The sequence below is a fragment of the Streptomyces sp. NPDC052910 genome (assembly GCF_055585605.1).
This window is the reverse complement of sequence record NZ_JBVJJR010000002.1, coordinates 1016595-1041934: the sequence shown is the minus strand read 5'-3', so window position 1 is coordinate 1041934 and position 25340 is coordinate 1016595. Positions and strand designations below refer to the sequence as shown.

The following is a 25340-nucleotide window of genomic DNA, read 5'->3' as shown; positions in this document are numbered from 1 at the left end:
GACCGTCGTCGTGCACGGCGGTGGCCGGCGCACCGGGCAGCGCGCCGCCCTCGGCCCCCGGCTTCGACGGTGCTCAGCCGGTTGGATGACCACCCGTCCTGGTCTCGGCCGCCCGTCCCAGCCGTGACCCGCCCCTCCCGGTCGTGGCCGCCTGTCCCAGTCATGACCGCCCGTCCTGGTCGTGGCCACCCGTCCCGGTCGTGACCGCCCGTCCCGGCTGGATGACCACGCCCATCCCGGTTGGATGACCACTCGTCCCAGCCGTGGCCACTCGTCCCAGCCGTGGCCACCCGTTCCGGTCGGCCTCTCATGCCCCGCCGTGCTCCGCGGCCGCTGTGGCGGCGGCAAGGCCGTGCTCCATGGCCTCGGCCAGGCGCTCCAGCGCCTGGAGCACCTCCTCGCGGTGCTCGCCGAGCGCCTCCAGCAGTCGGGCCTCGACCTCCAGTTGGCGGGGGAACAACGCGTCCATCGCGGCCTTGCCCGCCTCCGTGATGCTCACCAGAGTGGCGCGCCGGTCGGCGGGGTGGGACGTGCGCTCGACGAATCCGCGCTTCTCCAGCTTCGCCAGGGCCTTGCTGACGCCCGCCCGGGACATCCCCCGGTGTTCGGCGATGCGGCGTGCGATGACCGGTTCGTCCAGATGCCGCAGCGGTACCAGCAGGTCGACCTCGGGCGCGGTCAGCGTCGCTCCTTCGTACAGCGGCTCCACGCCGCTGTCACGCAGCGCCATGATCCGCTTCAGGAGGCCGACGACCTCCATGGGCGACGTGTCGAGCCCCGAGCCGTGAGCGGCCCACCGGGCGCGGACGGAGGATTCGGAAGGGAGCACAGGCACCACCTTTGTGATCGAACTTTGTAAACCGGTGAACCACTAGTTATCGTTGTACTCATGATATCGAGTTCCACTTCCACGTCAGAGGACCGGGAGCCGGTCGGCGCCGCCGGTCCGCCCGCCTCGTCCGCGCGCACCGGCGGGCTGCTGGTCGTGCTCGGCGCGCTGACGGCGGTCGCCCCGCTGGCCACCGACATGTACGTACCGGGCTTCCCGACGATGGGTTCCGCCCTGCACACCGGCAGTTCCGCGATTCAGCTCACCATGACGGCCTTCCTGGTGGGCCTGGTCGTCGGCCAGCTCCTCCTGGGCCCCCTCAGCGACAGCCTGGGACGACGCAGGCCGCTGCTGGCCGGCGCCACCGCGTTCGTCGTCTTCTCCCTGCTCTGCGCGGTCGCACCGAACGTGTACCTGCTGGTGGCCGCGCGCTTCCTGCAGGGCGTGGCGGGTGCGGTCGGCATGGTGCTCGCCCGGGCCGTGATCACCGACCGCTTCGCCGGGCCGGACATCCCCCGCTACTTCGCTGTGCTCTCCCAGATCCTCGGCGTGGCCCCGGTCGCCGCCCCCGTCCTCGGCGGGGCGATCCTGGCCGTCTCCACCTGGCGGGCGGTCTTCGGGGTGCTGACCGTGATCGGTGTCCTGCTGCTGCTCGGAGTGCTCATCAAGGTCCCCGAATCGCTGCCGCCGGAGCGCCGCCACGGCGGCGGGCTCTCCGGTACGTTCCGGGCCATGGGGCGCCTGATGGGCAACCGCCCCTTCATGGGGTACGTCCTCGTCCTGGGCGCGGCCTCGGCGGCCCTGTTCGCCTACATCAGCGGATCCAGTTTCGTCTTCGAGCACGTCCACGGCGTCTCCGCCGGCACCTACTCGCTCATCTTCGCCGTCAACGCCGTCGGCATGCTGCTCGCCGGCACCGTCTTCGCCCGGCTCGCCCGGCGGGTCCGGCTGAACACGCTGCTCGCCGGCGGCGTCGCCACCGCGGCCGCCGGAGCGCTGGCCCAGGTGGTCGTCAGGCTCACCGTCGGCGAGTCCTTCGCCGGGACCTGGATCACCCTGTGCGTCGTCATGTGCGGCATCGGCATGATCATCCCGGCGACCATGAGTCTGGGCCAGAACCTGGGCCGTACCACCCCGGGAGCCGCCTCCGCCCTCCTCGGCGGCCTGCAATTCCTCTGCGGCGCCATCGCCTCCCCGCTGGTCGGCGTCTTCGGCGAGGACAGCTCCCTGCCGATGGCCGCCATCATGCTCGTTTCCCTCGCACTGGCCGTTCTGGCGCTGCTCTTCCTGGTCCGCCCCCGGCAGGCCCACGGCGAAGTGGCCGCGGAAGCCCACTGACGCGACCGCGAACCCGACGGGGGCCCGGCCGCGCGGCCGAACCGTGGTACGCCGCTCACACCGGGGTGCCGGGTCCGGTGGCGGCAGGGCCCGGAGTGGGGCGGCGCCCAGCGGCGAGGGATGTGAGTCATCGCGTTGCATGGCCGCCGGAGCAGCCTTTATCCTGTTTGAGTTCCGCTTGTGCCCATTCCGGGGCCCGGCGCTGTGTTTCGAGGTGACGACTTATCTCCCAGGCCAAGTAGCCGTCCGCAGATCCCCCACGTTCTGATCGTTCAGACGTGTCCGGGGGCGGACGTCGCACTGGCCTGAGTTGCGTCACCCACCCCCGCATTTCCCTGTCGTTTTCCGGGTGCAGCTCTGCCGTCTGCCCCGGGTTTCGTGTTTTCCGGCCCCGGTGCGGCTGACGGCATGGCTCCCCGACTCCGTGTATCAGGAGCCCCCGCAGTGCCTTCCTCCGCGCTCGACAACGAGCCGCAGCACACCACCGAGCCCCCACACCACCCCGCACCAGGACCGTCGAGGATGGGCCTGGCCGCCTGGATCGCCCTTCTGGTGCTGCTGGGTGCCGAGCTGATGGACATGATCGATCAGTCGGTCGTCCTGACCGCCCTGCCCGCGATCCAGGAGTCGACCGGCGCCGGACCGGACGCGGTGCAATGGCTGACCACCGGTTACTCCCTGCCCGTCGCCGTCGGGCTGATCACCGGCGGACGCCTCGGCGACCTCTATGGCCGGCGAAAGATCCTCCTCATCGGCACCGTCGCGTTCACCGCGGCCTCGTTGCTGTGCGGCCTCGCCGCCGGGCCCGGCGTGCTGATCGGCGCCCGCGCCCTGCAAGGCGTGGGCGTGGCCATCATGATCCCGCAGATCCTGGCCACCCTCCACGTCACCTTCGAGGGGCAGAACCGCAGCAAGGTGTTCGGTCTGTACGGGGCCGTCATGTCGCTCGCCAACGTCCTGGGCCCGGTGATGGGCGGCCTCCTCACCGAGGCCGACCTGTTCGGACTGTCCTGGCGGCCGATCTTCCTGGTCAACGTGCCCGTCGGCCTCGCCGTGCTCCTCCTGGGACGACGGTTCATCCCCGAGTCGACCGTGAAGAAGGCCGCCCGGCTGGACCTGACCGGCATGCTGCTGTCCGCCCTGGCCATCGTCCTGATGGTCTTCCCCCTCACCGAGGGGCACCTCCGTCACTGGCCGCTGTGGTGCTTCGCCCTGCTCGCCGCCGGTCTCCTCGCCCTCGCCGCCTTCCTGCGCCAGCAGCAGCGCAAGCAGAACGACGCACCCCTGGTCGCACTGTCCCTCTTCCGGGGCAGGCAGTTCTCCGGCGGCATGGCCGCGCAGCTCATGCACGGCCTGCTGTGCGGGCTGTTCTTCATGACCTGGACCCTCTACCTCCAGCGCGGACTGGGCATGAGCCCCCTCCGCGCGGCCCTGGCGTTCGTGCTGCTCTCCATCGGAGAGCTGGCCGGTGCGACCATCACCGCGAAGAGCGGCGGACGCTTCGCCCGCCGGTTGCCGCAGGCCGGAGTCCTCATCACGCTCGCCGCGATGGCTGCCTACGGGCTTCAGATCGACGCAGGCCAGGGGGGCCTGACCCTGCCGGCGATGACCGCTCCGGTGGTGCTGATCGGGTTCGGCCTCGGCATGGTCAGCGGCCCGCTCGCCGACATGTCGCTGGCCAGGGTCCCGCACGAGGACGCCGGGTCCGCCTCGGGCCTGTTCAACACCGTCATGCACCTGGGCATCGCCCTCGGCACCGCACTGACCGCCCTGGTGTTCTTCACCACCACCGGCGGCTCGCCCGACGCCGCACTCAACCGCGACGCGTTCGTCACCGTGCTGTGGTGGGTCGGCGGCCTCCTCGCCCTGATGTGGGCTCTGATGTTCTTCCTGCCCAAGCCCGAGCGCACGAACAACCGGGCCGGGTAAGCCGGGTTCCCAAGGCGGCGGCACCTCCTCCCGGTGCCGCCGCCTCTCCCCGTACACCTCACACGGCCACGAGGGCCGAATGCTCGGGCGCAGGTGATCCCGTGAGCCCGCCCCGGGGCGCCGCGCGTTCGGCTCAGCAGCCTCAGGCCGGGCCCCGCGGTGTCTCGGCGGCGGTGACGTAGACCTCGGTCGCACCGAGGATGCGTCCGTTGGTCTGGATCTCGATGCGGTGAGGGCCGGGGTGGATCGTGCGGACCGACAGACTCGCGAAGCGGTGGCGGCGTGAGAACCGGACCGCTTCGCCCGCGGGAAGGTCCCGGACGGTCAGCTTGAACACCTTGCCCGCCTTGGGACCGCGGACGCCTTGGTAATGGACCAGGTAATCGATCGCCGCCGTCGTCGCCTCGGTGGCGTGCAGCGTGAACGTGACGGTGGTCGCCTCCCCGATGGAGACGGTGGACGGTGAGCAGGCGAGGTCCGTGATGCCGATCGGGGCCTGGTGATCGAACCCGAGAACCGCGAGAGCCTCCGGGTGCCCTCGTTTGACGAGCGTCCGCAGACCGTGGCGCACGACGAAATCGCCCCGCGTACTGGTGCGGGACCATCGCCGTGCGGTGTCGAGGACGAGGTCGGGGTGGTCCTTGCTGACGTCGTTCAGGTGGTTCGCCACGGAACGGCGCACGTAGAGGGACTCGTCGTTGACGAGAGTCTCCAGGAGCGCCAGCGCGGGAGCGGGATCGGCGACGAACCGGGAGAGCTGCTTCGCCCAAGGCAGGCGCGGGCGCGTGCCCTCCGAGACGAGCCGCCGAACGTGTTCGTCCGGGTCGGTGGTCCACGCCCTGAGCCGGTCCATCGTCACCTCGTAGTGGGCGTCGACGAACGGGCGGATCGCGAACTCGGCGGTGTAGCGGGGAGTGAGTGCGGCCAGCAGCGGCAGCGCGACGTCGGGCCGGTCCAGCAGCGCCGAGGCGACGTAGGCGTTGACGGGCATGGAAGCCCACCCCGAGAGGCCCCCGCCGTCAAGGGCGCCGCGGATCACCCGGTCAGCCTCTTCGGGGGAGGCCGGCATCGTCGCCGCGAGGGCACGGGCGATCCGGTCGACACGGGCCATCAATTCCAGTTCACCGATACCGGTGCCCGCGAGCTGCTCGAACGTTGTCCGGTCGAACGACGCCGAGGCACCCGCCAAGTCACCCGCGAGACGCCCGATGAGCTCCGGCGACAGTTCTTCCTTGAAATCCGCCATCTCAACGCCCGCCAACGGTCACGTCGAGGCCGGCGACCGCTCGCCCGGTACGGCCCTCGGCCGACGGAAGAACGGGCTCGATGCTCTCCGTCTGTCCGTTCGGGAGCGGCGGGAATTTCGACCTGGACATCATGGTCTCGAGTCTGCCACGGACCACTGACACACAGCCGGGCATCAACCCTCTGAGCTGCGACGACACCCCGCGTCGAGCAGCTTCGGGACCATGGACGACCACGCATCGGACCTGGAAGACGAGGTCGTCGCAGTCCACCGGTCCTCGCCGACCGCGATGCCCCGCGGAATTTCCTCTCGGTCGACGGCCGTATGTTGTCGCCCCGCTCGCCTTGGCGGAGCCTGCCCGACACCGCTGTTATGGGCGCAGAAGAACCGGAACCGGTGCGACGGGATGCCCATGGTCGTCCCGTCAGCGATGTGATCGTCTCCGGCGGCGCAGCCTTCGGCTGCACGAGACAACCGGGCTCCGTCGGGCTCAGGGGGGCCGAGCTCGGGATCGTGGGCTCAGGGAGCGCCGGGTTCATGACCGCCGGGCTCAAGGGCGCTGTCCTCAGAACGGCCGGGCCCAGGGGCGCCGAGCTTGGGCGCGGGCGCTGTGCTCACGACCGCCGGGCTCATGAGCGCCGGGTGCGCGTCGCGGTGACCGCCACGGCGGCGTACCGCAGGGTGAACGAGCCCCCCAAGGCGTCCACGGCGGCGCCGACCTCCTCCGGCAGCCGCTCCCGGACCTCCGGCGGGAACCCGGAGTGGAGCGCGCTCGTGGGCAGTTGGTCCAGCCATTCCTCCCGGCTGTACACGCGCTCCCAGTCGTGCCGCCATTCCTCCGGTTCGTCGAACGCTCCCGTGTTCCGGATGTCGTCGGCCGCCCGCGCGGACAGCGGCCGGTAGGCGTCCGGGTCGGCCGTCCACTGGTGGGCGGCGAGTGAGCCGGGCAGAAGCCGGTCGTAGACCGCGGCGAAGGCCTCGGCCACCTCGGGCGACGGCAGCGCCACGTTCCAGAACACGGCCAGCCGGCCGCCCGGCCGCAGCACCTCGGCGGCCTTCGCCGGACCGGCGGCGGGGTCGATCCAGTGCCAGCTCTGGCCGGAGACGACGGCGTCGAAGGACCGGCCGGCGGGATCCCAGGTCTCGAAGGCGGCGGTCTCCACGTCGAGGCCGCCGCGCCGCGCCCAGGCGGCCATCCGTTCGTCGACCTCGACGCCGAGCACTCTGTGGCCGGCCGCCGCGAACTGCCGGGCGACGATGCCCGTTCCCGCGCCGACGTCGAGGATGTCGAGGGTGCCGAGGGTGGCGGAACCGGAACTTCCGGTGGTGATCCGGCGTAGGAGCGCGTCGGGGTAGCGGGGCCGTGTCCGGTCGTAGCGCGCGGGATCCGTGCCGAACGACTCCGCGGCGCGGCGGGCGAGATGGAGCGCGTGAGCTGGGGGATATGCTCCCCCCGGCTGAGGAGTGGGCATGTGCCCACCCTAGTGGGCAAGCGCCCACTTGTCAGGAGGTCGATCGACGGTCCCGCCGCCCGGCGGGGAAGGGAACGGTGTGCGATGCCGACGGGCGTGGCCATGCGGGACGTGCGGGAGCGGCTGTTCGGCGCGGCGGAACGGGTCCTGCTGCGGGACGGGCCGTCGGCGTTGACCAGCCGGGCGGTCACCGAGGAGGCGGGCTGCGCCAAGGGCGTCCTGCACCGGCACTTCACCGACTTCGACGCCTTCCTCGCCGAGCTCGTACTGGATCGCGCCCACCGGATCCGGGCCCTGGGCGCGGCCCTGTGCGCGTCCGCAGGGACGGGGGACGTCACCGGCCGCCTCGCCGACGCCCTCACCGAGGTGTTCGAGTCGGTGGCCGTGGCGATCGTCGGGCTCGTCACCTCCCGGGACGGGCTGCGGGCCCGGCTGCGCGGCGAACGCCCCACCGGCATCCCGCTTTTGACGGACGCGGCCACCGCACTCGCCACCTACCTCGCCGCCGAACGCGACCTGGGCCGCCTCGCACCCAACACCGACGTCGACGCCCTCGCCCCCACCCTGATCGGCGCGGCACACCTGCTCTTCGCCGACCGGACAGGCCCGCCGCCCGCGGCGGAGGCGGTGCGCAGGACCGTCACGACGGTCGTCGGCGGGGCGCTGCTGGGCGAGCGGGGCGGGCGGGTCTGAGCGGACCGGGCTTGGAGGGGCGGGTCCGAGTGGGGCAGACCGGGAAGGGCTGCCGGGGGTCGGGGGCCGGGGGCGGGTGGGCGTGGCATGGCCGGACAGGCCGGGGCTGGCGTCGGCCGTGCCCGGCGGGTTCGACGGTGGCCGGAGTCGTCAGGGTTTGGGGTGGCCGGCCCGGGCGCATACAGCGGGACCGGGTCACGCCGGGGTGCCGCACTCGGGCCCGGCGTCCCGGCCGCGCTCAGGTCTGATGCTCGGGCGGAAGCTCGTGCCTGGGACGGCCGTTCGGGCCGGTCCCCGTCAGCCGGTTGTCCACCGGTGGTCGGGGAGGAAGCGGACGTCGTGCCGCCGGGGGACCGTGGCGAACTTCTCGGGGTGGGGACGACGGGCTCGTGCGGCAGGCCGAGCGCGTCCGCCGGGGCGCCGAAGGCCTCGAAGAACCGCTCGAACGTGCCCCCGGGACCGGCGGCGACGCCGACGACCCGGCTGTGGTGGCGCTCCGACCGGTAGGCACGCGGGCCGTTGCGGGGGACGTGGGCGCGCCTCCGGGGGCGCTCCCGGGCGTCGGCGGGGGAGTAGCGGCCGGGGCCTCGGCCGGCCGGCGTGTGAGCTGTGGGGAGGAAGGCGCCGGCCGGTCCGGGCAGGGGATCGGACGGCGGCCGACGCCGATCGGACGGTGGGGCGCGAACTCCGTCCGGGAGGAAGCGAGCACCGTTCGGAACGGTTGAGTGCTGCTCGGGGAGAAGTGAGCGCCGTTCGGGAAGGCGTGAGTGCTGCTCGGAGAGAAGCGAGCGCCCTTCGAGCAGAAGCGAGCGACGCCGTTCCGGAAGACGCGAGCAGCGCCCGGGAGGGGCGTCGGCGCCGCACAGGAAAGCGCCGGCGCCCCTCCCCGATCGCGCACGCGCACGGCACGTGCACGGCACGCGAACACGAACGCTCACACGAGCACGAACGCGAACACCGCTCAGGAAAGCCCGAGTTCCCTTTCTGCCAGCGCCGTCCCCTCGATCCTGGCCCGGATCTTGGCGAAGGCCGTCTCGCGCGACGTCGACACGTCGTCGGAGAAGGGCGCGAAGCCGCAGTCGTCGCACGTGCCCAGCCGGTCCGCGGGGAGGTGCCGGGCCGCTGCCAGGACGCGGTCGCGGACCTCCTCGGGGGTTTCGATCCGGGGGTCGACCGGATCGGTGACGCCCACGAACACCCGGGCGTCCGCGGGCAGGTGCTCGCCCACGACCGACAGGACCCGCTCCGGATCCGCTTCGCTCGCCAACTGGAGGTAGAAGGCGCCCGCCTTCAGTCGGAACAGCCGCGGGAGCAGCCCCGCGTAGTCGACGTCCAGGCTGTGGGTCGAGTCCTGGTCGCCGCCCGGGCAGGTGTGGACGCCGATCCGGGCCCGCTCGGCGTCGGAGAAACGCTCCAGGACACGGTTGTTGAGGGCGACGAACGATTCCAGCAGGCTCCCGCTCGGGTCGAGCTTCAGAGACAACCGGGCCTCGGTGAAGTCGAGCTGCACGCGGTGCGCGCCCGCGTCCAGGCAGCCCCGGATGTCGGCCTCCGCCTCCGCGGCCAGGTCGTCGAGGAACGCCTCGCGGGGGTAGCCCTCGATGCCGTCGGACGGGAACAGGAGGCTGAGGGCGGAGGGGGCGATGACGGCCTGTTTGACCGGAACGGTGGCGTGCCGCCGGGCTTCCCGCAGGTAGTTCTCGGCGCGGAGGGCGTAGCGGAACGGCCCTGCCGTCAGGCGCGGCAGGCGGCGCTCGTGGCCGTCGGCGAACGGGATGACCACGCCGTCGGGCGCCAGGTTCGGCGCACCGGCCAGCGGGTAGGTGGCGAAGCTCGGTTTGGCCTGCTCGCCGTCGGTCACGACCGGCGAACCCAGCTTCTCCAGGCGCCGGACGGTGTCGCGCACCGCGGCGTCCCGGGCGGCGGCGAGTCGGGCGTCGTCCGTCCGCCCGGCCGCGTGTTCCGCCAGGGCCGTCAGCAGCTCGGCGGGCCGGGGGAGGCTGCCGATGGGCTCGGTGGGAATCCCGGCGCGCGTCACGGGCGGATCTCCAGTTGGGCGCCGCCGGTGCTGCCGCGCAGGCCTTCGGAGAGGCACTGGGTGGGCGGCTGGCCGGGCAGCGCCTGGACGTCCCGTTCCGCGAGGCTCCCGGCCCCCCGCCCCCCGACGACCTCGCCCGTCAGCCGCACCGTGAGGACGCCGGCGACGCGGACGGTGGTGCCGTTCCGGTAGTCGATCACCGAGCGGGTGCCGTCCGCGTACCGCACCGTCTCCCTGATGCGGGGGGTGGCCACCGAGAGGCAGGAGGCGCCCGGCGACACCCCGTCGAGGGTGCCGGTGGCCGGCAGCGTCCGGCCGGGCGTGAGGGTGCACTCGTAGCGGGCCACCGTGTGGACGCGGGTGTCGCGCGGCGTGAACGTCAGGGGCGGGTCGTAGCTGCTCTCGCTGGGACCGGTGCACAGGACGCCCCCGGAGCCGTGGGTGCCTCTGCCGTCGGTGCCCGCGTGCCCGCCCTTCTCGTGCCCGCCCTTCTCGTGCCCGCCCTTCTCGTGCCCGCCGTTCCCCCGCTCGGCCTTGCCGTGCCCACTGTCACTGTTCCCGTGCCCGTTTCCGTACCTGTTCCCGTGCCCGCCCCCGTCCGCCTGCCCGGCCGGGGCGCACAGGACGGACGTGCAGAACAGGACCAGTGAACCGATGGCAATCGCCGCGCCGCGCGTGCCGGACATACGCCCTCCAGGGTTCCGTCGATGGACCGCCGCCCCAGCCCTACCCCACGGGTATGCCACCGCCTCCCGCTCATCGCAGCGGACCTGCGGCGTGAAACCCGGCCGTGCGCCCGGGCGCGCACCCCGTACGCGGGACCGCCCCGCCGCACCCTGCCGGGAGCGGAGCGCTCCGGATGGACGGCGGTCCGGTCGGGTAGCCACAACCGGACGGGTCGGTCGCACGGGGACGAAGGGGACGACCGCCCGGGGACGAAGGGACGACGATGGGACACACGAGTGCCAAGGCGCGCGTCTTCGCCATGCTCGACGCGGACGGCGACGGGGTCATCTCCGCCCGGGAATACCTGGCCCGCGCCCGGAACGTGATCCGGGCGACGGGGAGGCCGGACGACGACCCGCTGGTGGTCGTCGCGCGCGAGTCCGGAGCGCGCGCGTGGGCCGCCATGGACGCGGACGGCGACGGCGGCGTGACCTTCGAGGAGTACGACGCCTGGGCCGGGGCCGAGGCGTTCGAAGCCGTCTGCCGGGCGACCCTGGGCGCGCTCTTCGACCTGGCCGACGGGGACGGCGACGGCAGCCTCACCCGGTCCGAGTTCCTGCTGCTGCGGACCGCGCTCGGCAACCCCGAGGAGAACGCGCGGGCCGCGTTCGACGAACTGGACACCGACGGCGACGGCCTCGTCGGCCGTGACGACTACCTGGCGTCGATCCGTGCGCACGTCGCCGAGGAGGGGTCGGCGATGGGCAAGGCACTGTACGGATGAGGCGGGCCGCGCCCCGCCGGCGGCCGGGTCGCCGGCCTCCTCCCTCCGGCGGCGGGTCATGGCCCCCCGCCGGAGGAGGCGCCCCTCCGGCCCGACGTCAGCCGGTCCGCGCCCGGTCCACGTACTCGAAGACCGAACCGTCGGGATGGCGGGCCACCAGGTTGCGGCCGATGGGCGTCGGCACCGGACCGGCGATGATCTCGGCGCCGACCGCCTTGAGATCGCGGACCGCCTCGTCCACGTCCCTCACGGCCAGGGTGGCGGTGATCTTGCGCAGGATCGACAGCTCCGCCTCCGGGCCGCTCATCAGGAAGAAGCAGCCGACCGCGGCGACCGCCACGCCGCCCCGCCGGAAGCGCACGGCCTCCGCGCCGGTCAGCCGTTCGTAGACGGCGATCGCCGCCTCCAGGTCACCGACGCACACCCTCAGCGAAGTCCCCAGAATGTTCATGGCAGCCAGGCTAGTTGCCCCGGGGCGGGGCGGAAGACGGCCTCGGGTCGTCGAACGGCCGTGTCCTGCACGGAAGTTCGGTGTGAGAGTGGACCGGGCGGACCCGGGCGGACCCGGGCGGAGCCGGGCGGGGCCACGGGGTGAATGGGAGGCGGGGGGCGGGTGCGGCGGTCGGGCGCGCGCACTCGTCCTCTTCCCGGCCGCCCCGCCCGTCGGGCATGGTGGTCCGCGTCCGGGACTCTCCGCCGCCTCGCCTCGCCTCGCCTCGTCCCGCACCCGCCTCCGGGCCCGGAGCGTCCCACCCCCGGACCCGGAGCGCCCCGCGACCGGTCCCGCACGCCCGTGCCCGGTCCGGCACGCCCGTGCCCGGCATCCGGGAACGGTGTCTCGCTGGGCGGTACGGCCCGTCACCCGCCCGCTCGTGTCAGGCGGCCGTGCTCCGCCCCGATCTGCCAAGGTGGACAGAAAAACGTTTGCGGAAAAGTCCTGCCGGACAAGCGGGCGCGGCGGACGGCCATCCGCGGGACGGAGGTGCGCAGGGATGCAACAGAGCCACCCACCGCCTTCGCCTGCCGTACCGGAGGCCGCACAGCACTCCCCGGCCCCGGAATCCTCGGCCACCTCGTCCGCCTCGGCGTCCCCGGAGTCCCCGGAGTCCCCGGCGCTCAGGGCCTTCCCCGCCTTTTCCGCCTTCCCCGCCGCCGAGCGCGGGCTTCCCGTCCCGCCCGAGCTGCGCGAGCGGTTCGCCGAGGCCGCGTCCCGCACCGCGCCGGAACCCGTCGGCGGCGGCCCCGAGCTCCGTACGGCGGCCTGCGGCTACTGGTCCCGCCGCGGAACGGCCGCGGACCCCTCCGACGCCCTCGCCGCGCCCGGCGCCCAGCCGCTGCTCCTGGCCCTGCTGGCCTCCGCCGGCGGCGAGGTGCTGCTGACCCGCCCCTGCGCCCCCTGGTACGCGCCGCTCGCCCGGCTCGCCGGCCGGCTGGCGTACCACGTGCCCGTCACGGCCGAGGCCGGCGGCGTCCCCGACCCCGTCGCCCTGCTGGAGACCGTCCGCAGGATCCGTGCCGAGGGTGGCAGACCGCGCTTCCTGGTCCTGTCGGTGGCCGACGACACCACCGGCACGGTCGCCCCGCCGGAGCTCGTGCATGAGGTCTGCGAGGCCGCGGCCGGCGAGGATCTGACGGTGGTCAGCGACGAGACGTGGCGCGACGCCCGCCACGACCCGCACGCCACCGTCTTCGTCGGACCCGCCGAGATGTACCCGGACCGCGTGGTGGTCCTCACCGGGCTCGCCGGGACGCTCCTGCCGGCCGCCTGGCCCGCCGCGCTCGCTCTGTTCCCGCGTTCCGGGCCGGGGCCCGTGCTGCGGGCCCGTGTGGCGTCCGTCCTGGACGCGCTGCGCGCCGAACTCGCGCCGCCCGTGGCCGTCGCCGCCCGCTGGGCGCTGACCGAGCCGCCGCCCGTCCGTGAGCGCACCGGCGCCGCCGCGCGGCTGTACGGGACGACGGCCGCCGCCGTCCTGGAGCGGATCACCGCCGCGGGGGCGCTCGCCCGCCCGCCACAGGCCGGCCCCCACCTCTACGCCGACCTCGGCGAGCTGCGCGCCGGCCTCGCCCGGCGGGGCGTCACCGACTCCGTCGAGCTGGAGGCGCATCTGAGCACGGCGCTCGGCCACCCGGTCTGCGGCGGCCACCGCTTCGGGGACGACCCGGACGCCCTGCGCGTCCGGCTCTCCGTCCTGCCGCTCCTCGGAGCAGACGACGAACCACGGCAGCGGGCCCTCGACTCCCCGGACCCGCCGGCCCTGCCGGAGGTCGCCGAGGCGCTGGCCGGACTGGAAGCGGCGTTCCACGCCCTGGCCGGCACCGGCACCTGAGCGTCGTCCCGACCCCCGTCGACGAGCGTGCCGCCGCCCCGCCCCGCCCCGTGCCGGCACCCCGGTCCCCCCGAACGGAGCCCTCCGATGACCGAGCAGACCGAGCGCCCCCTCTCGGAGCCCGAGCGCCCTCTCTCGGAGCCGCGCCCGACGGGGGAGTTCCGTACCTGGCCGCGGACCTTCGCCGACCGGCTCACCGCGCCGCTGCCGGGCGTCCGGGCGCTGGCCCGGCTGGCCCGGGAGGGCATGCTGCGGCCCGGTGCCGCGGCGCTGCGGGAGATCCCCGAGCTGCCCTTCGCGCCCGGCCCGCCGCCGGCCGTCGACGCCGCCACGGTCGCCGTCACCTGGGCCGGGCACGCCAGTTGGGTGATCGGCATCGGCGGACTGACCGTCCTCACCGACCCCGTGTGGTCCCGGCGGATCCTCGGCACCCCGCCCCGGATCACCCCGGTGGGGGTCCGCTGGGAGGACCTGCCCCGGGTGGACGCCGTCGTCATCAGCCACAACCACTACGACCACCTCGACGCCCCCACCCTCAAGAGACTCCCGCGCGACACCCACCTCCTGCTCCCCGCCGGTCTCGCCCGCTGGGCCCGGCGCCGGGGCTTCATCCGGGTCACCGAACTGGACTGGTGGGAGGCGGTCGAACTGCCGGGCGCCGCCGGTCCCGTCCGCTTCGACTTCGTGCCCGCCCACCACTGGAGCAAGCGGACGGTCACCGACACCTGCCGCTCGCTGTGGGGCGGCTGGGTGCTCACGGCACCGGACGGCCGACGCGTCTACTTCGCCGGCGACACCGGCTACGGCCACTGGTTCGAACGCATCGGCACCCGCTACCCCGGCATCGACGTCGCCCTGCTGCCCATCGGCGCGTACGCCCCGCGCTGGATGCTCGGCCCGGTCCACACGGACCCCGAGGAGGCCGTCCGGGCCTGCCTGGACCTGGGCGCGCGGATCATGGCGCCCATGCACTGGGCCACCTTCCTGCTGTCGGCCGAACCGCCCATGGAGCCGCTGCGCCGGGTACGGGCCGCGTGGCGGGCGGCGGGCCGGGACCGGGACGACCTGTGGGACCTGCCGGTCGGCGGCTCCCGGGCGCTGCGGGACGGCGGCGTGGAGCAGGGGAGCACGCGACGGGCCTGGCGCGCCGCGCCCTAGGAGGTCCCCCACCCTCCCCGGAAGGGGCCCGCGACATCACCCACGGGGCCTGGGATCACCCACGGGGCCTGGGATCATCCACGGGGCCTGGGATCACCCACGGGCCTGGGAAGTTGCCCCAGGGGCCCTGTGGGCCGTCTCCACCCCAGGGGCCCCGCGGGCCATCTCCACCGCAGAGGCCCTGTGGGCCTCCCACCCCAGGGCCCCGGGAACCATCGCCCCCCGGGTTCTCACCCCCGCGACCGGGTGGCCATCGCCTCCCAGAAGCCGTGCAGCTCCTTCGCCCGCATGCCCGCCCAGTGCGGCGTCCGCCGGCGGAACACCCCGGAGGAGTGCCGCCGCACCCGCCCGCGCAACAGGGCCTGCTGCTGCCGGCAGAAGGGCTCGCGCAGCTCGGCCCGCGGCCGGACGCCGCGCGGCGGATACGGGCAGAACTGGAACGGGCAGGTGGGCAGGCAGGTGGAGCCCGGCGCCGGGAGGGCGGAGGTGCCGGCCGTCAGCTCCGGGTGCAGGGGCCGCCGGTCCTGGGTGAGGCAGGGCGGAAGCGGTGCGCCCGGCTGCCACGAGCGCCGGTACCGGTCCTCCACCTCGTCCGGCCGGCCGTCACGTTCGACGAGGTTGGTCAGGACCAGGACGTCGGCGACGAGACGCTGGGCGCGGGCGTCGAGCGTGCTCCAGCCGACCGAGGGCGGCAGCCACAGATTGTGCTTGCGGTAGTGGCGGGGTGCGCAGGCGCGTGAACCGATGGTGTCGACGACGGCTTTCTCGTCGATCCACAGGAACCGCTCGGGACGCCGCGTCTCCAGGGCGAGGGCCGCCAGGTCCCCGGCCTCGGCGACGAACGGGTGCAGGACCCGCCGCCCCGCCGCCCCGTCCGCCGGGCCGTCCGCGCCGCCGGCCCCGTCCGGTGTGCCCGCCATCGACAGCCAGCGGCGCACCGTCTGCACCGCGGTGGTCGGCCGGGCGGCGGGCGGCATCCCGTCGTCGTCCGCGCACTCCGGGCCCGCCGGCGCGTCCGCGTCCGGCCCGCCGCGGGCGATGCTGTCCGGCAGCTCCCACAGGCAGAGCGCCTGCACCAGGGTGAGCTGCGCGTACCAGCACCGGGACTGCCGGAGGACGGTCTCCGCGTGCCGGATGAGCTCGCTGCGCCCGCCCTCGTACGCCAGCGGGTGCCGCTTCCGCCGGTTCGCCGCGTACTTGAAACCCTGGGCGAGCGCGTTCTCCAGCACCAGCGGCAGGTCGGGGCTGCCACCGGTGTGCCGCGGGTCGAGGTGGCGCATCCACTTCACCAGCCGGTGGCGCGCCTCGTCGCGGTGGCCGTCGGAGACGGACCCGAGCAGCAACGGCACCGACCAGGCCCGGATGACGAACTCGCGTACCAGATCCACCCGTTGCTCTCGGTAGCGGCGGTGCAGGGCCTGCCGTTCGCGGTCGATCCGGTCCCGGGCGGGGGCGTCGGAGGAGCCCCGGCCGAACGGAACGCCCCGCGCGGCGGCGGCCCACGCGTCGTACGCCGCGCGACGCTCGTCCTTCAGCGCGTCCACCCGCGACCGGTACTCCTCCACCGGGTCGGAGTCCACCCCGACCCGCCGGCGGATCACGGCGAACGCCGCGTCGCCGCCGTCGCCGAACTCCTGGGCCGCCGCCAGCCGGACCGCGTACGACGGTTCCTGCCGGGCCAGCTCGAAGAGCTGCTCGTACAGCGGGGTGGTGTCGGTCTTCCCGTCCGCCGCGCGCAGGGCGGCGCCGAGCTGCTTGACGAGACCCAGCTTGGCCTCCTCCAGGGTCCGGCCGTCGCCCCTGATGTCCCGCCAGCGCCTGGTCAGCGTGGCGGTGACGGGCTCCAGCAACCGTGGCTCGCCCTCCACCGCGTCCATCTCCAGCGCGGCGGCGTACAGGTCGAGCGCCTTGGGGTCCGTCCGCCGGCCGGCGGCGGCGGCGAGCTGGCCGGCGAGCGACCGGCCGCTCAACGGCGACCGCCGCCACGACTCGTGCAGATCACGCCGGACGTCCGCCGCGAGACCGCCACCCGTGCCCGCGAGCTCCGCCGCCCGCGCCCGGGAGAGCAGCACCAGCGCGATGAGCAGTTCCCGGCCGGGCCCCGGCGGCGACAGGGCCTGCTGGACCAGGGCGCCGGCGCGGCGCTCCCCGAGGTGGGCGAGGAGCCGGAAGCCGAGGTACGCCTGGATGACACTGTGCGGGAATCGGACCTTCCGCTCGAACCCCTCCACCAGGCCCAGCGCGTCCGCGCGGGAGACCGCCCGGGCGAGCGCGGCCTGGCACTGTCCCGTGTTGCCCGTCGCCAACTGCCGCCGCTCGTCGTCCCCGAGGCGCTCGCGAAGGGCGTCCCAAAGCCGCTCGCGGTGCCACTCGGAGAAGGCGTCGCCGCGCTTGCCGTACCGGTCGAAACGGCGACCGGCCCACAGGTGCCCGGCCGCCGCCCCCGCCCGCCGGACCGCACCGGGATGGACGTCCCGGTCCAGCAGGTCGCCGAAACCCACCTCCAGCTTGTCCTGGAGCAACCCGGCGCAGGCCAGCGCGGACACGGCCTCCAGGGTGTCCCGGCGCTCCCGCGCCGTCAGCCCGACACCCTCCCGCAGCCGGCCCTCGACCAGCGCGTGGTACCAGGTCTCCAGCAGCCACAGCCGCAGCGTGGACCGGTCCCAGCTCCGGGTGTCCAGCCGGTGCGGGTCGTTGCGCGGCCGGTCGCGCTCCAGACTGTGGTGGCGGTGCAACTCCCGGGCGATCTGGAGGTAGAGCGGCGACTCGGTGGCCTCCGCCGTCTCCACGATCCAGTCGAGCCGGCGCTCGTCCGACTCGGCGGCGCGGTCCTCCACGAAGTGCAGCGCCTCCTCCTCGCTGAGCGGCTCCAGCTCGATGATCGCGGCGTGCGTCCCCTCCAGCGGCGTGTGCGGCCGGGACGCGATGACCAAGGGGAGCCGTTCCTCGTAGGCGCGTTCGATGGCCCGCCGGATGATGTTGTCCCGGTCGTCCTGGAACCGCTCGCCGAGCACCGCCTCCTCCAGACCGTCCGCGATCACCACCGGCTTGTCGTCCGCGAGCAGTTGCTGCCACACGCGCTCGTTCTTGCTGCGCGCCAGGATGCCCTGCGGTGCCTCCTCCGCGAACCGGCGCCGCGCCAGCTTCTCGAAGTCCAGCTCACCCTGGTCCGCCGTGTCCCGCAGCCGGACGGGCACCGGGACGGCACCCTGCCGCGCCAGCATCTCCGTCAGCCGCACCAGCACCGCCGTCTTCCCCGTCCCCAGCCCCCCGACCAGCAGATACGGCCGCCGGGAGGCCCGGTCGCGCAGCCGCTCCGCGATCACCTGCGCCACCTCCTGACGCCCGACGATCTCCGCCGTGTCCGGCCCGGCGGTCGGGACCAGCTCGTGCGGACGGCGCCGGGCCTTGGCCAGATAGCGCCGCTTGGTCCACCCGTACCAGCAGAACAGGAACGCCGCCGAGGCGATCCCGGCCGTCAGCACCGGCCCGACGAAGCGGATCAGCGCATCGAACCCCGCGTTCCCCTTGCGCCACGTCTCGAACGGCGTCGTCTGCCCGGTGACCACGATGTACACCCCCTCCACACACCAGGCGGCCACCACCAGCGCGATCAGCAGACAGCAGGCCCGCGAAACGGCGGTGTACGAGTTCCACCGGCGCCACTTGCCCGGACGCGGAGCACCATGCCGCGCTTCACGGCGGACCGCCCGGCGGTGGCGGCGCGACACCACGGCCCAGTGCGCCCTTGCCGCCGCTCGACGGAGGGGGAGCGTCAGGACGGGGGCGCCGCGGGGGCGGACCTTGCCGGGCGGGCGGCGGACGACCTGCGTCATGCTGCGTCTCCTCCCGGAGGGGACGGGGAGGTTTGGCTGCGTTGCACGCGGGGTTCGTCTCACCGTAGGCACGGGCGGGACGGGGCCGCAAGCGGGGGCGTCTGCGCCCCGAAACCGCGTCCCGCGCGGTTGTCCACGCCGACCTGACGGCGAGCGGCGAAGCCGCGATCAGGGGGGGCCGGGGGCGCAGCCCCCGGGAAACGGCGAAAGGGAGGGACCGGGGCGCACCCCCCTACGGCCGAGCCTCCAGCACGTGCACACGAAGAAGCGCCCCGGACATCGGATGCCGAGCCTCCCGCTCACACCGCATCCCAAGCTTCCGCATCACCCGCTCCGAAGCGTCGTTCCCCACCGCGTGCACACTGACGATCCGCGCCAACCCCCGCTCCCGCAACGCGAAATCGAGTACGGCCCGCGCCCCTTCCGTCGCCAGCCCGCGCCCCCAGTAGGGCCGGCCGAGCCGCCACCCGATCTCCACGGCGGGCAGGATCTCCGGCAGGTAGCGCGGCACGGACAGCCCGACGAACCCGATCAGACGCCGCTCCTCCCGCAGTTCGGCCGCGAAGAGGCCGATGCCCTGCTCCTCCCACTCCCGTTCCCAGGCGGCGATCGACGCGGCCGTCTGGGCGCGGTCCTGAACCGAGCCGTCCCTGATCCACCGCATCACGTCCGGGTCGCCGTTGATGGCCGCCATCGGTTCGAGGTCGTCCTCGCGCCAGCGGCGCAGCGTCAGTCGCGGGGTGCGCAGGGTGATCGTCATGGGGGCATCCTGCCCACTCGGACGCCCCTTAGAGGTGAATCGGGCCACGCTTGACCGCTCTTGAGGCCCTCGGGAGTGGTAGGAACGGCGCACCGTCCACGACCCGGGGAGATCCTGTGCGTCCGACTTTCCGTGCCGCCCGCCTCGTCGCCGTCCTCGCCGCCGCCTCGTCCCTGCTCTGGTCCACGCCGTCGCCCGCCACCGCCGGAGCACCCCCGTCCTCGTACGCCGCGCTCGGCGACTCCTTCTCCTCCGGTGTCGGCGCCGGGCCTTACGACCCGACGGGCGGACTGTGCCTCAGGAGCCCGCGCGCATACGGCCCGTTGTGGGCCGCCGCGCACGGGGTGCGCGACTTCCGGTTCCCCGCCTGCTCCGGAGCCACCAGCGACGACGTCCGGCGGAAGCAGGCCGCCGTGCTGGACCCGGGCACCCGCCTCGTGACCCTGACGCTCGGCGGCAACGACGTGGGTTACACCCGTGTCATGCTCACCTGCAGCCTCGGCACACCCGGCGCGTGCGACGGGGAGGCGGACCGGGCGGAGGACGAGATGGACCACTCCCTGCCCCGCCGGCTGGACGCCGCGTACCACGCGATCGGCCAACGGGCGCCGGGGGCACGGGTGGTGGTGCTGGGCTACCCACACCTCTTCGACGGATCCCCCTGCCTGATCCCCTCCCCGCCGAACGCCCGGCGGATGGACGAAGCACTCGACCACCTGGACGCGGTGATCGCCGACCGCGCCCGTGCCGCGCACTTCACCTACGTCGAGGCCCGCCGGGCCTTCGCCGGGCACGGGGCCTGCGCCGAGGCGCCGTGGATCAACCCGGCCGGCCCGCTGTTCTGGGAGTCCTACCACCCCAACGGCGCCGGGCAGCGCGGGTACTTCGACCTCTTGCCGCACCGCCTCTGACGGGCGGCCGCGTCACGGTGCCACGGCGTCGCCGGGGCCTCGCGTCACGGCCTCACCACGTCACGGCCTCACCACGTCATGGCGTCACCGCGCGAGGGCGTCCGGCCTCGCCGCCGCACGGCGACACCGCGTCGCGGCGCCACCGGCGCACGGCGTCATCGGCGCACGGCGTCATCGGCTCGCGGCGTCACTGCCTCACCGCGTCACCGGCTCAGGGCGTCACTGCGTCGCGGACTCACCGGGGCGGCCGTGGCGCGGAGGCCACCACGATCGCGTACCCGACCTCGGGCGTGGTGGCGAGCCGGTCCATCGCCTCCATCATGGCCCGGCGCTCCTCCCGCTCCTCCTCGGATTCGGGCTCGGGCTCGGGCTCGGACTCATCGGTTCCGTCCGCCCGGAGGGCCGCGCACAGGGCGCGGAAGGTCTGCGGGACGCTGTGGTCCGAGACGTCCGTGACGCTCTCCACGACCAGTCCCGCGTCGGCCAGCAGCCCCGGGTAGTCGGCAAGTGGCAGGATCGCGGCGATCCTGTTGAGTTCGCAGAAGGTGTCCAGGGCCGGACGGCTCGTGGCCGGCAGGGGCGCGCGTTCGACCACGTTGGCGATGGCGAGCCGGGCGCCCGGGCGCAGCACGTCGTGGATCCGGCGCAGGACGTGCCGGGGGTCGGGCATGTGGAGGAGGGACTCGAACAGCCATGCCCCGTCGAAGGAGCCGGACGGGAAGGGGAGCTCGGCCGCGTCGGCGAGCCGGAAGGAGACGCGGTCGGACAGCCCCTCGGCGTCCGCCGCGGCGGACGCCAGGCGGACCTGCTCGCCGCTGAGGGTGATGCCGGTGACGGTGGCGCCGGTGGTGCGGGCGAGGCGCAGCGCGGGCCGGCCGGTTCCGCAGCCGACGTCCAGGACGCGGTCGCCCGGTCCGACCTCCAGGGCATCGGTCATCAGCCGGGTCATCCGGTCGGACGCGGCGGCGACGGAGACGAAGGTGTCCTCCGCCGCGTCCGGCCAGTGGCCGAAGTGGATGCTGCCGCCGAGCAGCGCGGCGGTCCGTTCGCTGTACCGGTCGTAGAGCTCCGCGATGGCTTGGGGCGTGACGTCCCGGTAACCACTGATCATGGTGGATCCCTCCTGTGGTGGGCGACGGGAACGGGCACGGTCGAAGAGCGTGATCGAGATCGACGGACGTGATCGACATCGGCAGATGCGATCGACGACGACGGTGCGATCGACATCGACAGATGCGATTGCCAACGACGGTGTGATCGACGACGACGGGTGTGATCGACGATGTCGCCCGCGGAGACGCGGACGATCTCCCGAACGTTGCCCCGGGAGCAGCCAGGCCGTGAGGGACGCGTCCGGCGAAACGGGACGCAAGCGGCGGCCCGGCGGCCGGAACGGCCCGCGCGCCCGTTCGAGAGGGGGTGGACGAATCACGGTCGACACGTCGCCGAACTGGACCTTTTACGGCGGACGGCGGCACTCCGCGGGACAAAAAAGAGCGATTTTGCGCCACGGTCCGCACTGGTCACCATGTGCTTCAGTCGCACGGATCTGCGACCTGCCCGCAGGATGAGAGGCGCACCACCCCATGCACGAAACCGACGGCACCCCCGCGCGCCGTTTCGGCCTCCCCACGGCGATAGCGCTGGTCATGGGGAACATCATCGGCGGCGGCATCTTCCTGCTGCCCGCCTCCGTCGCCCCGTACGGCACCGTCAGCCTGCTCGCCTTCGGCGTGCTGACGGTCGGGGCCATCGCGCTCGCCCTGGTCTTCGGACGGCTCGCGGAGCGGCATCCGCGCACCGGCGGCCCGTACGTGTACGCGCGCGAGGCCTTCGGCGACTTCGCCGGGTTCCTCTCCGCGTGGTCGTACTGGACCATGACCTGGGTCAGCAACGCCGCGCTGGCGGTGGCCGGCGTCGGCTACTTCCACGCGCTGACGGGCGGGAAGGGCTCCATGGGCAGCGACCTGGCCGTGGCCCTGCTGATGCTGTGGCTGCCGGCCCTGGCCAACCTCGCCGGCACCCGCTGGGTGGGGGCCGTCCAGTTGGTCTCCACGGTGCTCAAGTTCGTCCCGCTGCTGTTCGTGGCGGTCGTCGGGCTGTTCTACTTCGACCCGCACAACCTCGGTTCGTTCACCGAGGGCGGCGGGAACTGGGCCGGCGGCCTCACCGCGTCCGCCGCGATCCTGCTCTACAGCTACGTCGGCGTCGAGTCGGCGGCCATGAGCGCGGGCGAGGTCCGCGACCCGGAGCGCAACGTCGGCCGGGCGAGCGTCTTCGGCACCATCGGCGCGGCCCTCGTGTACCTGCTCGGCACCCTCGCGGTCTTCGGCACGGTGCCGCACGGCACGCTGGTCGCCTCCTCGGCGCCGTTCTCCGACGCCGTGAACGCGATGTTCGGGGGCGAGTGGGGCGGCACCCTGATCGCCGCCGCCGCCGTGATCTCCATCGTGGGCGCGCTCAACGGCTGGACGCTGATGAGCGCCCAGGCCCCGTACGCGGCGGCGAAGGACGGCCTGTTCCCGGCCGCGTTCGCACGCAAGCGGCGCGGCGTGCCGACGGTCGGCGTCCTCGCCGCGTCCGTGCTGGCCACCCTGCTGACCGTGATCAACTACGTCTCGGGCGCGGGCGGGGTCTTCGAGATCCTGGTACTGGTCACCACCTTCTCCGCGACCGTCCCGTACCTGCTGGCCGCCGCCGCCCAGGTCTACTTCCTGCTGACGGGCCGCCGCGACCGGGTGCGCCCGGGCCGGCTGACCCGCGACATGGTGCTGGCACTCGGCGCCTTCGCCTTCTCCTTCTGGCTCGTCGCGGGCGCCGGCTACAAGGCGGTCTACCAGGGCGTGCTGTTCCTCTTCGCGGGCGTCCTCGTCTACGTGTGGATGGCGGCCCGCCGGACCGCGGCCGCGGCCGGCGAAGCCGGGGACGACGAGCCCCCGGCCGCCGCGGAGCCCGCCCCGGAGGCGGCCCTGAAGCGCTGAGCCCCGGTGCCGAGCCCTCGGGCGAAGCGAGCTTTCAGGGGGCGTGCGGGTGGTGTACGCGAGCGGGCGGCACGTCGTTACGACGGCGTGCCGCCCGTCGTCGTACCGGCCCCTGTCGTCGTACCGGCCCTTTGGGCGCGGGCGGCAGCGTGGGCGGCCACCGCGGGTGGCGGCGTGCCCCGGCCTTCCGCCGGGCAGCGCCCGATGCCGGTGCGCTTCGGCCCTGCCGCCGATCAGCGCCCACGACGGCCGGGGGCCGCGGGCGCCGGTCGGGTGCCGAAGCCGGCGGCGGGCTGCGAAGCCGGCGGCCGGGTGCGAAGCCGGCGGCCGGGTGCGAAGTCGGCGGTCGTTCGTCGTTCGTCGTTCGTCGTTCGTCGCTCGGGCTCGGGCTCGGGCTCGGGGCTCGGGCGTCGGGAGGCCGTCGCTACCTGGGAGGTAATCGCGGTCCGTGCGCGCGCCCGGCAGGCTGTGGGCATGCCTCCGGACCCGGGCGCTCGGGGTTCGGAGGCCCCCAAGCCGCATCAGCAGGAAGAGAGTTCGCCATGTCCGTCTACGAGACCGCCGTCGCCCGCTACCTCGCCGCCTGGAACGCCGACGCGGAGTCCCGCGCCGCGGCCGTCGCCGCCGCCTGGACCGAGGACGGCTCCTACACCGACCCGCTGGCCGACGTCGCCGGGCACGAGGGGATCGCCGCCGTGATAGCCGGGGCCCGGGAGCAGTTCCCCGGCTTCGAGTTCCGCGGGACCGGTGCCGTGGACGGGCACCACCACACCGTCCGCTTCGGCTGGGAGCTGGTCTCCACCACCGACGGCTCGGCGCCCGTCGCCGGCTTCGACGTGGCCGTGCTCGCCGAGGACGGCCGCATCCGCGGCGTCCTCGGCTTCCTCGACCGGGTGCCCGCTACGGCGTGAGGCTCCGCAGGTACGCGGCCGTCTCCGCGTCGGCGGGGAGGAAGGTCTCCAGCGCCAGCTCGGAGACGGTCACGTCCAGCGGGGTGTTGAAGGTGGCGATGGTGGAGACGAACGACAGCGTCCGGCCGTCGTGCTCGATCATCATCGGCAGCGCGTAGGACGCGCACCGGTCGCCCGCCCGCTCCTCACCGCACGGGTCGGGCATCGGGAAGGCCACCACCTCGTCGTACAGGGCACGCAGCGGGGCGGACCGCATCAGGGACAACTGGCGGTCCATCTGGTGCAGCAGGTGACAGCGCCACTCAGGGAAGTTGCGGATGCGCGGGGCCATGCCACGGGGGTGCAGGGTCAGGCGCATCGCGTTCAGCGGCGGGACGAGCAGGTCCTCGTCGACCCCTTCCAACAGCATGGTGACACCCCGGTTGGCCGCCACCACCCGGTACGTGCCGTCCACGACCAGCGCGGGGAACGGTTCGTAACCGCGCAACAGGACGTCCAGGTTCTCGCGCACGTCGCTCAGCGCCGGATCGTCCAGCGACCGTTCCGGGTAGCGCGGGGCGTAACCCGCCGCCATGAGGAGGGTGTTCCGCTCCCGGAAGGGGACGTCGAGGTGGTCGGCGAGGCGCAGCACCATCTCCTCGCTCGGCCGGGACCGGCCCGTCTCGATGAAGCTGATGTGCCGGGCCGAGGAGTCCGCGCGCAGGGCCAGTTCGAGCTGGCTGATCCGCCGGCGGTTCCGCCAGGAGCGCAGGAGTTCCCCCACTTGCGGGACGGTCGCGGTCGCAGTAATCGTCATGCGTGCGACCGTAACCCGCCGCCCCTCGGGCCGGCGGGACACCACCTCCGCCCCGTGGGACGCTTGGGGTGCCGGCGGTGCGCGGTGCGCCGACGAGGGGGGCACGGGCGACGAGAGGAACTGTCATGACGGTGGAACCGCTGTCGCAGCAGGACGTCGAGGAACGCCTCCGGGAGCTCCCCGGCTGGACGACGGACGGCCTGCTGCTGCGCCGCACCTACACCTTCGCCGGGCATCTCGCGGCGGCGGCACTGGTGCTGCACATCGCGGTGATCCAGGAGGAGTTGGGACACCACGCCGAGGTCACACTCGGCTACGACTCGGTCGGTGTCGCGGTCAACACACACAGCGTGGGCGGCAAGGTGACCGGTCTGGACATCGAACTCGCGCGCAGGATCGAGGCGGTGGCCCCGGGGCACGGGGCGCGCTGACGGCCGGTGACCGCCACTGTCCGCCGCCGGCCACGGCCGGCCACGGCCGGCCTCCGCCGACCGCCACCGACCGGTCCGGCGGCCCTCACCGACACCGACCGCCCGTCCGTTCGCCCGCCCCCGGCCGGCCCGCGCGGTACCGGTTCGTCCGGTACCGGCCGCTCAGCGCGGGCCGGCCGGGGGCGGGCATCGGAGCATCCGACGGACGCCGGGCGGAGCGGAACGTCGGGCGCG

General features: G+C 73.9%; 20 protein-coding genes. 10 read left to right on the top strand and 10 right to left on the bottom strand.

Going from position 1 to position 25340, the window contains the following annotated elements; all coding sequences use genetic code 11:
• Window positions 1-307: 307 nt before the first annotated feature.
• Window positions 308-829, bottom strand: a complete 522-nt coding sequence (locus tag ACZ6X9_RS10035) for a MarR family winged helix-turn-helix transcriptional regulator (RefSeq protein WP_469777446.1) — start codon at window positions 827-829, stop codon at window positions 308-310.
• A 60-nt stretch (window positions 830-889) separates the two neighbouring features.
• On the opposite strand from ACZ6X9_RS10035, the gene ACZ6X9_RS10030 reads away from it, so the two are divergent.
• Together ACZ6X9_RS10030 and ACZ6X9_RS10025 are read left to right on the top strand one after the other, a co-directional pair.
• Window positions 890-2167 carry a multidrug effflux MFS transporter gene (locus ACZ6X9_RS10030; RefSeq protein WP_469777445.1) on the top strand — a complete coding sequence of 426 codons (1278 nt, stop codon included), beginning with the start codon at window positions 890-892 and terminating at the stop codon, window positions 2165-2167.
• A gap of 444 nt (window positions 2168-2611) precedes the next feature.
• Window positions 2612-4096 (top strand): MFS transporter, encoded by a 1485-nt coding sequence (locus ACZ6X9_RS10025; RefSeq protein ID WP_469777444.1) that lies wholly within the window; start codon window positions 2612-2614, stop codon window positions 4094-4096.
• A gap of 142 nt (window positions 4097-4238) precedes the next feature.
• On the opposite strand, the gene ACZ6X9_RS10020 is transcribed toward ACZ6X9_RS10025, so the two are convergent.
• Window positions 4239-5342: a DNA alkylation repair protein gene (locus tag ACZ6X9_RS10020; RefSeq protein ID WP_469777443.1), complete on the bottom strand. Its 1104-nt coding sequence runs from the start codon at window positions 5340-5342 to the stop codon at window positions 4239-4241.
• A 629-nt stretch (window positions 5343-5971) separates the two neighbouring features.
• The gene (locus tag ACZ6X9_RS10015) at window positions 5972-6814 is read right to left on the bottom strand and encodes a class I SAM-dependent methyltransferase (RefSeq protein WP_469777442.1); all 843 of its coding nucleotides are present in this window, start codon (window positions 6812-6814) and stop codon (window positions 5972-5974) included.
• 84 nt (window positions 6815-6898) lie between these two features.
• Between ACZ6X9_RS10015 and ACZ6X9_RS10010 the strand changes: the two genes are divergently transcribed.
• Window positions 6899-7507, top strand: a complete 609-nt coding sequence (locus ACZ6X9_RS10010) for a TetR/AcrR family transcriptional regulator (RefSeq protein ID WP_469777441.1) — start codon at window positions 6899-6901, stop codon at window positions 7505-7507.
• Between the two features lie 961 nt (window positions 7508-8468).
• Here ACZ6X9_RS10010 and ACZ6X9_RS10005 read toward each other — a convergent pair.
• Window positions 8469-9545, bottom strand: a complete 1077-nt coding sequence (locus ACZ6X9_RS10005) for a cobalamin-independent methionine synthase II family protein (RefSeq protein WP_469777440.1) — start codon at window positions 9543-9545, stop codon at window positions 8469-8471.
• A complete protein-coding gene (locus tag ACZ6X9_RS10000; protein ID WP_469777439.1) occupies window positions 9542-10231 on the bottom strand; it encodes a hypothetical protein in 690 nt (229 codons plus the stop codon). The genes ACZ6X9_RS10005 and ACZ6X9_RS10000 overlap by 4 nt, the downstream gene beginning before the upstream one ends.
• Before the next feature lie 263 nt (window positions 10232-10494).
• Here ACZ6X9_RS10000 and ACZ6X9_RS09995 point away from each other — a divergent pair, with 263 nt between their 5' ends.
• The gene (locus ACZ6X9_RS09995; protein WP_469777438.1) at window positions 10495-10995 is read left to right on the top strand and encodes an EF-hand domain-containing protein; all 501 of its coding nucleotides are present in this window, start codon (window positions 10495-10497) and stop codon (window positions 10993-10995) included.
• A 97-nt stretch (window positions 10996-11092) separates the two neighbouring features.
• On the opposite strand, the gene ACZ6X9_RS09990 is transcribed toward ACZ6X9_RS09995, so the two are convergent.
• Window positions 11093-11446, bottom strand: coding sequence for a VOC family protein (locus ACZ6X9_RS09990; RefSeq protein WP_469777437.1), 354 nt, complete (start codon window positions 11444-11446; stop codon window positions 11093-11095).
• A 541-nt stretch (window positions 11447-11987) separates the two neighbouring features.
• On the opposite strand from ACZ6X9_RS09990, the gene ACZ6X9_RS09985 reads away from it, so the two are divergent.
• On the top strand, window positions 11988-13322 hold the full coding sequence (locus tag ACZ6X9_RS09985) for a pyridoxal phosphate-dependent aminotransferase (protein ID WP_469777436.1): 1335 nt from the start codon (window positions 11988-11990) through the stop codon (window positions 13320-13322).
• Window positions 13323-13409: 87 nt separating this feature from the next.
• The gene (locus ACZ6X9_RS09980) at window positions 13410-14480 is read left to right on the top strand and encodes an MBL fold metallo-hydrolase (protein WP_469777435.1); all 1071 of its coding nucleotides are present in this window, start codon (window positions 13410-13412) and stop codon (window positions 14478-14480) included.
• A gap of 230 nt (window positions 14481-14710) precedes the next feature.
• On the opposite strand, the gene ACZ6X9_RS09975 is transcribed toward ACZ6X9_RS09980, so the two are convergent.
• Together ACZ6X9_RS09975 and ACZ6X9_RS09970 are read right to left on the bottom strand one after the other, a co-directional pair.
• On the bottom strand, window positions 14711-18316 hold the full coding sequence (locus ACZ6X9_RS09975; RefSeq protein WP_469777434.1) for an NACHT domain-containing protein: 3606 nt from the start codon (window positions 18314-18316) through the stop codon (window positions 14711-14713).
• A 232-nt stretch (window positions 18317-18548) separates the two neighbouring features.
• A complete protein-coding gene (locus tag ACZ6X9_RS09970) occupies window positions 18549-19076 on the bottom strand; it encodes a GNAT family N-acetyltransferase (RefSeq protein WP_469777433.1) in 528 nt (175 codons plus the stop codon).
• 116 nt (window positions 19077-19192) lie between these two features.
• Between ACZ6X9_RS09970 and ACZ6X9_RS09965 the strand changes: the two genes are divergently transcribed.
• The gene (locus ACZ6X9_RS09965) at window positions 19193-19987 is read left to right on the top strand and encodes an SGNH/GDSL hydrolase family protein (protein ID WP_469777432.1); all 795 of its coding nucleotides are present in this window, start codon (window positions 19193-19195) and stop codon (window positions 19985-19987) included.
• Window positions 19988-20222: 235 nt separating this feature from the next.
• Here the strand turns inward: ACZ6X9_RS09965 and ACZ6X9_RS09960 are convergent, their stop codons facing one another.
• Window positions 20223-21098 (bottom strand): SAM-dependent methyltransferase, encoded by an 876-nt coding sequence (locus tag ACZ6X9_RS09960; protein WP_469777431.1) that lies wholly within the window; start codon window positions 21096-21098, stop codon window positions 20223-20225.
• Between the two features lie 475 nt (window positions 21099-21573).
• Here ACZ6X9_RS09960 and ACZ6X9_RS09955 point away from each other — a divergent pair, with 475 nt between their 5' ends.
• Together ACZ6X9_RS09955 and ACZ6X9_RS09950 are read left to right on the top strand one after the other, a co-directional pair.
• Complete coding sequence (locus ACZ6X9_RS09955) at window positions 21574-22968, top strand: amino acid permease (protein WP_469777430.1); 1395 nt, start codon at window positions 21574-21576, stop codon at window positions 22966-22968.
• Between the two features lie 542 nt (window positions 22969-23510).
• Window positions 23511-23879: a nuclear transport factor 2 family protein gene (locus ACZ6X9_RS09950; RefSeq protein WP_469777429.1), complete on the top strand. Its 369-nt coding sequence runs from the start codon at window positions 23511-23513 to the stop codon at window positions 23877-23879.
• Here the strand turns inward: ACZ6X9_RS09950 and ACZ6X9_RS09945 are convergent.
• A complete protein-coding gene (locus ACZ6X9_RS09945) occupies window positions 23869-24675 on the bottom strand; it encodes a helix-turn-helix domain-containing protein (RefSeq protein ID WP_469777428.1) in 807 nt (268 codons plus the stop codon). The two genes, ACZ6X9_RS09950 and ACZ6X9_RS09945, sit on opposite strands and share 11 nt — an antisense overlap.
• Before the next feature lie 125 nt (window positions 24676-24800).
• Here ACZ6X9_RS09945 and ACZ6X9_RS09940 point away from each other — a divergent pair, with 125 nt between their 5' ends.
• Window positions 24801-25106: a 4a-hydroxytetrahydrobiopterin dehydratase gene (locus ACZ6X9_RS09940; RefSeq protein WP_469777427.1), complete on the top strand. Its 306-nt coding sequence runs from the start codon at window positions 24801-24803 to the stop codon at window positions 25104-25106.
• Window positions 25107-25340: the final 234 nt, after the last annotated feature.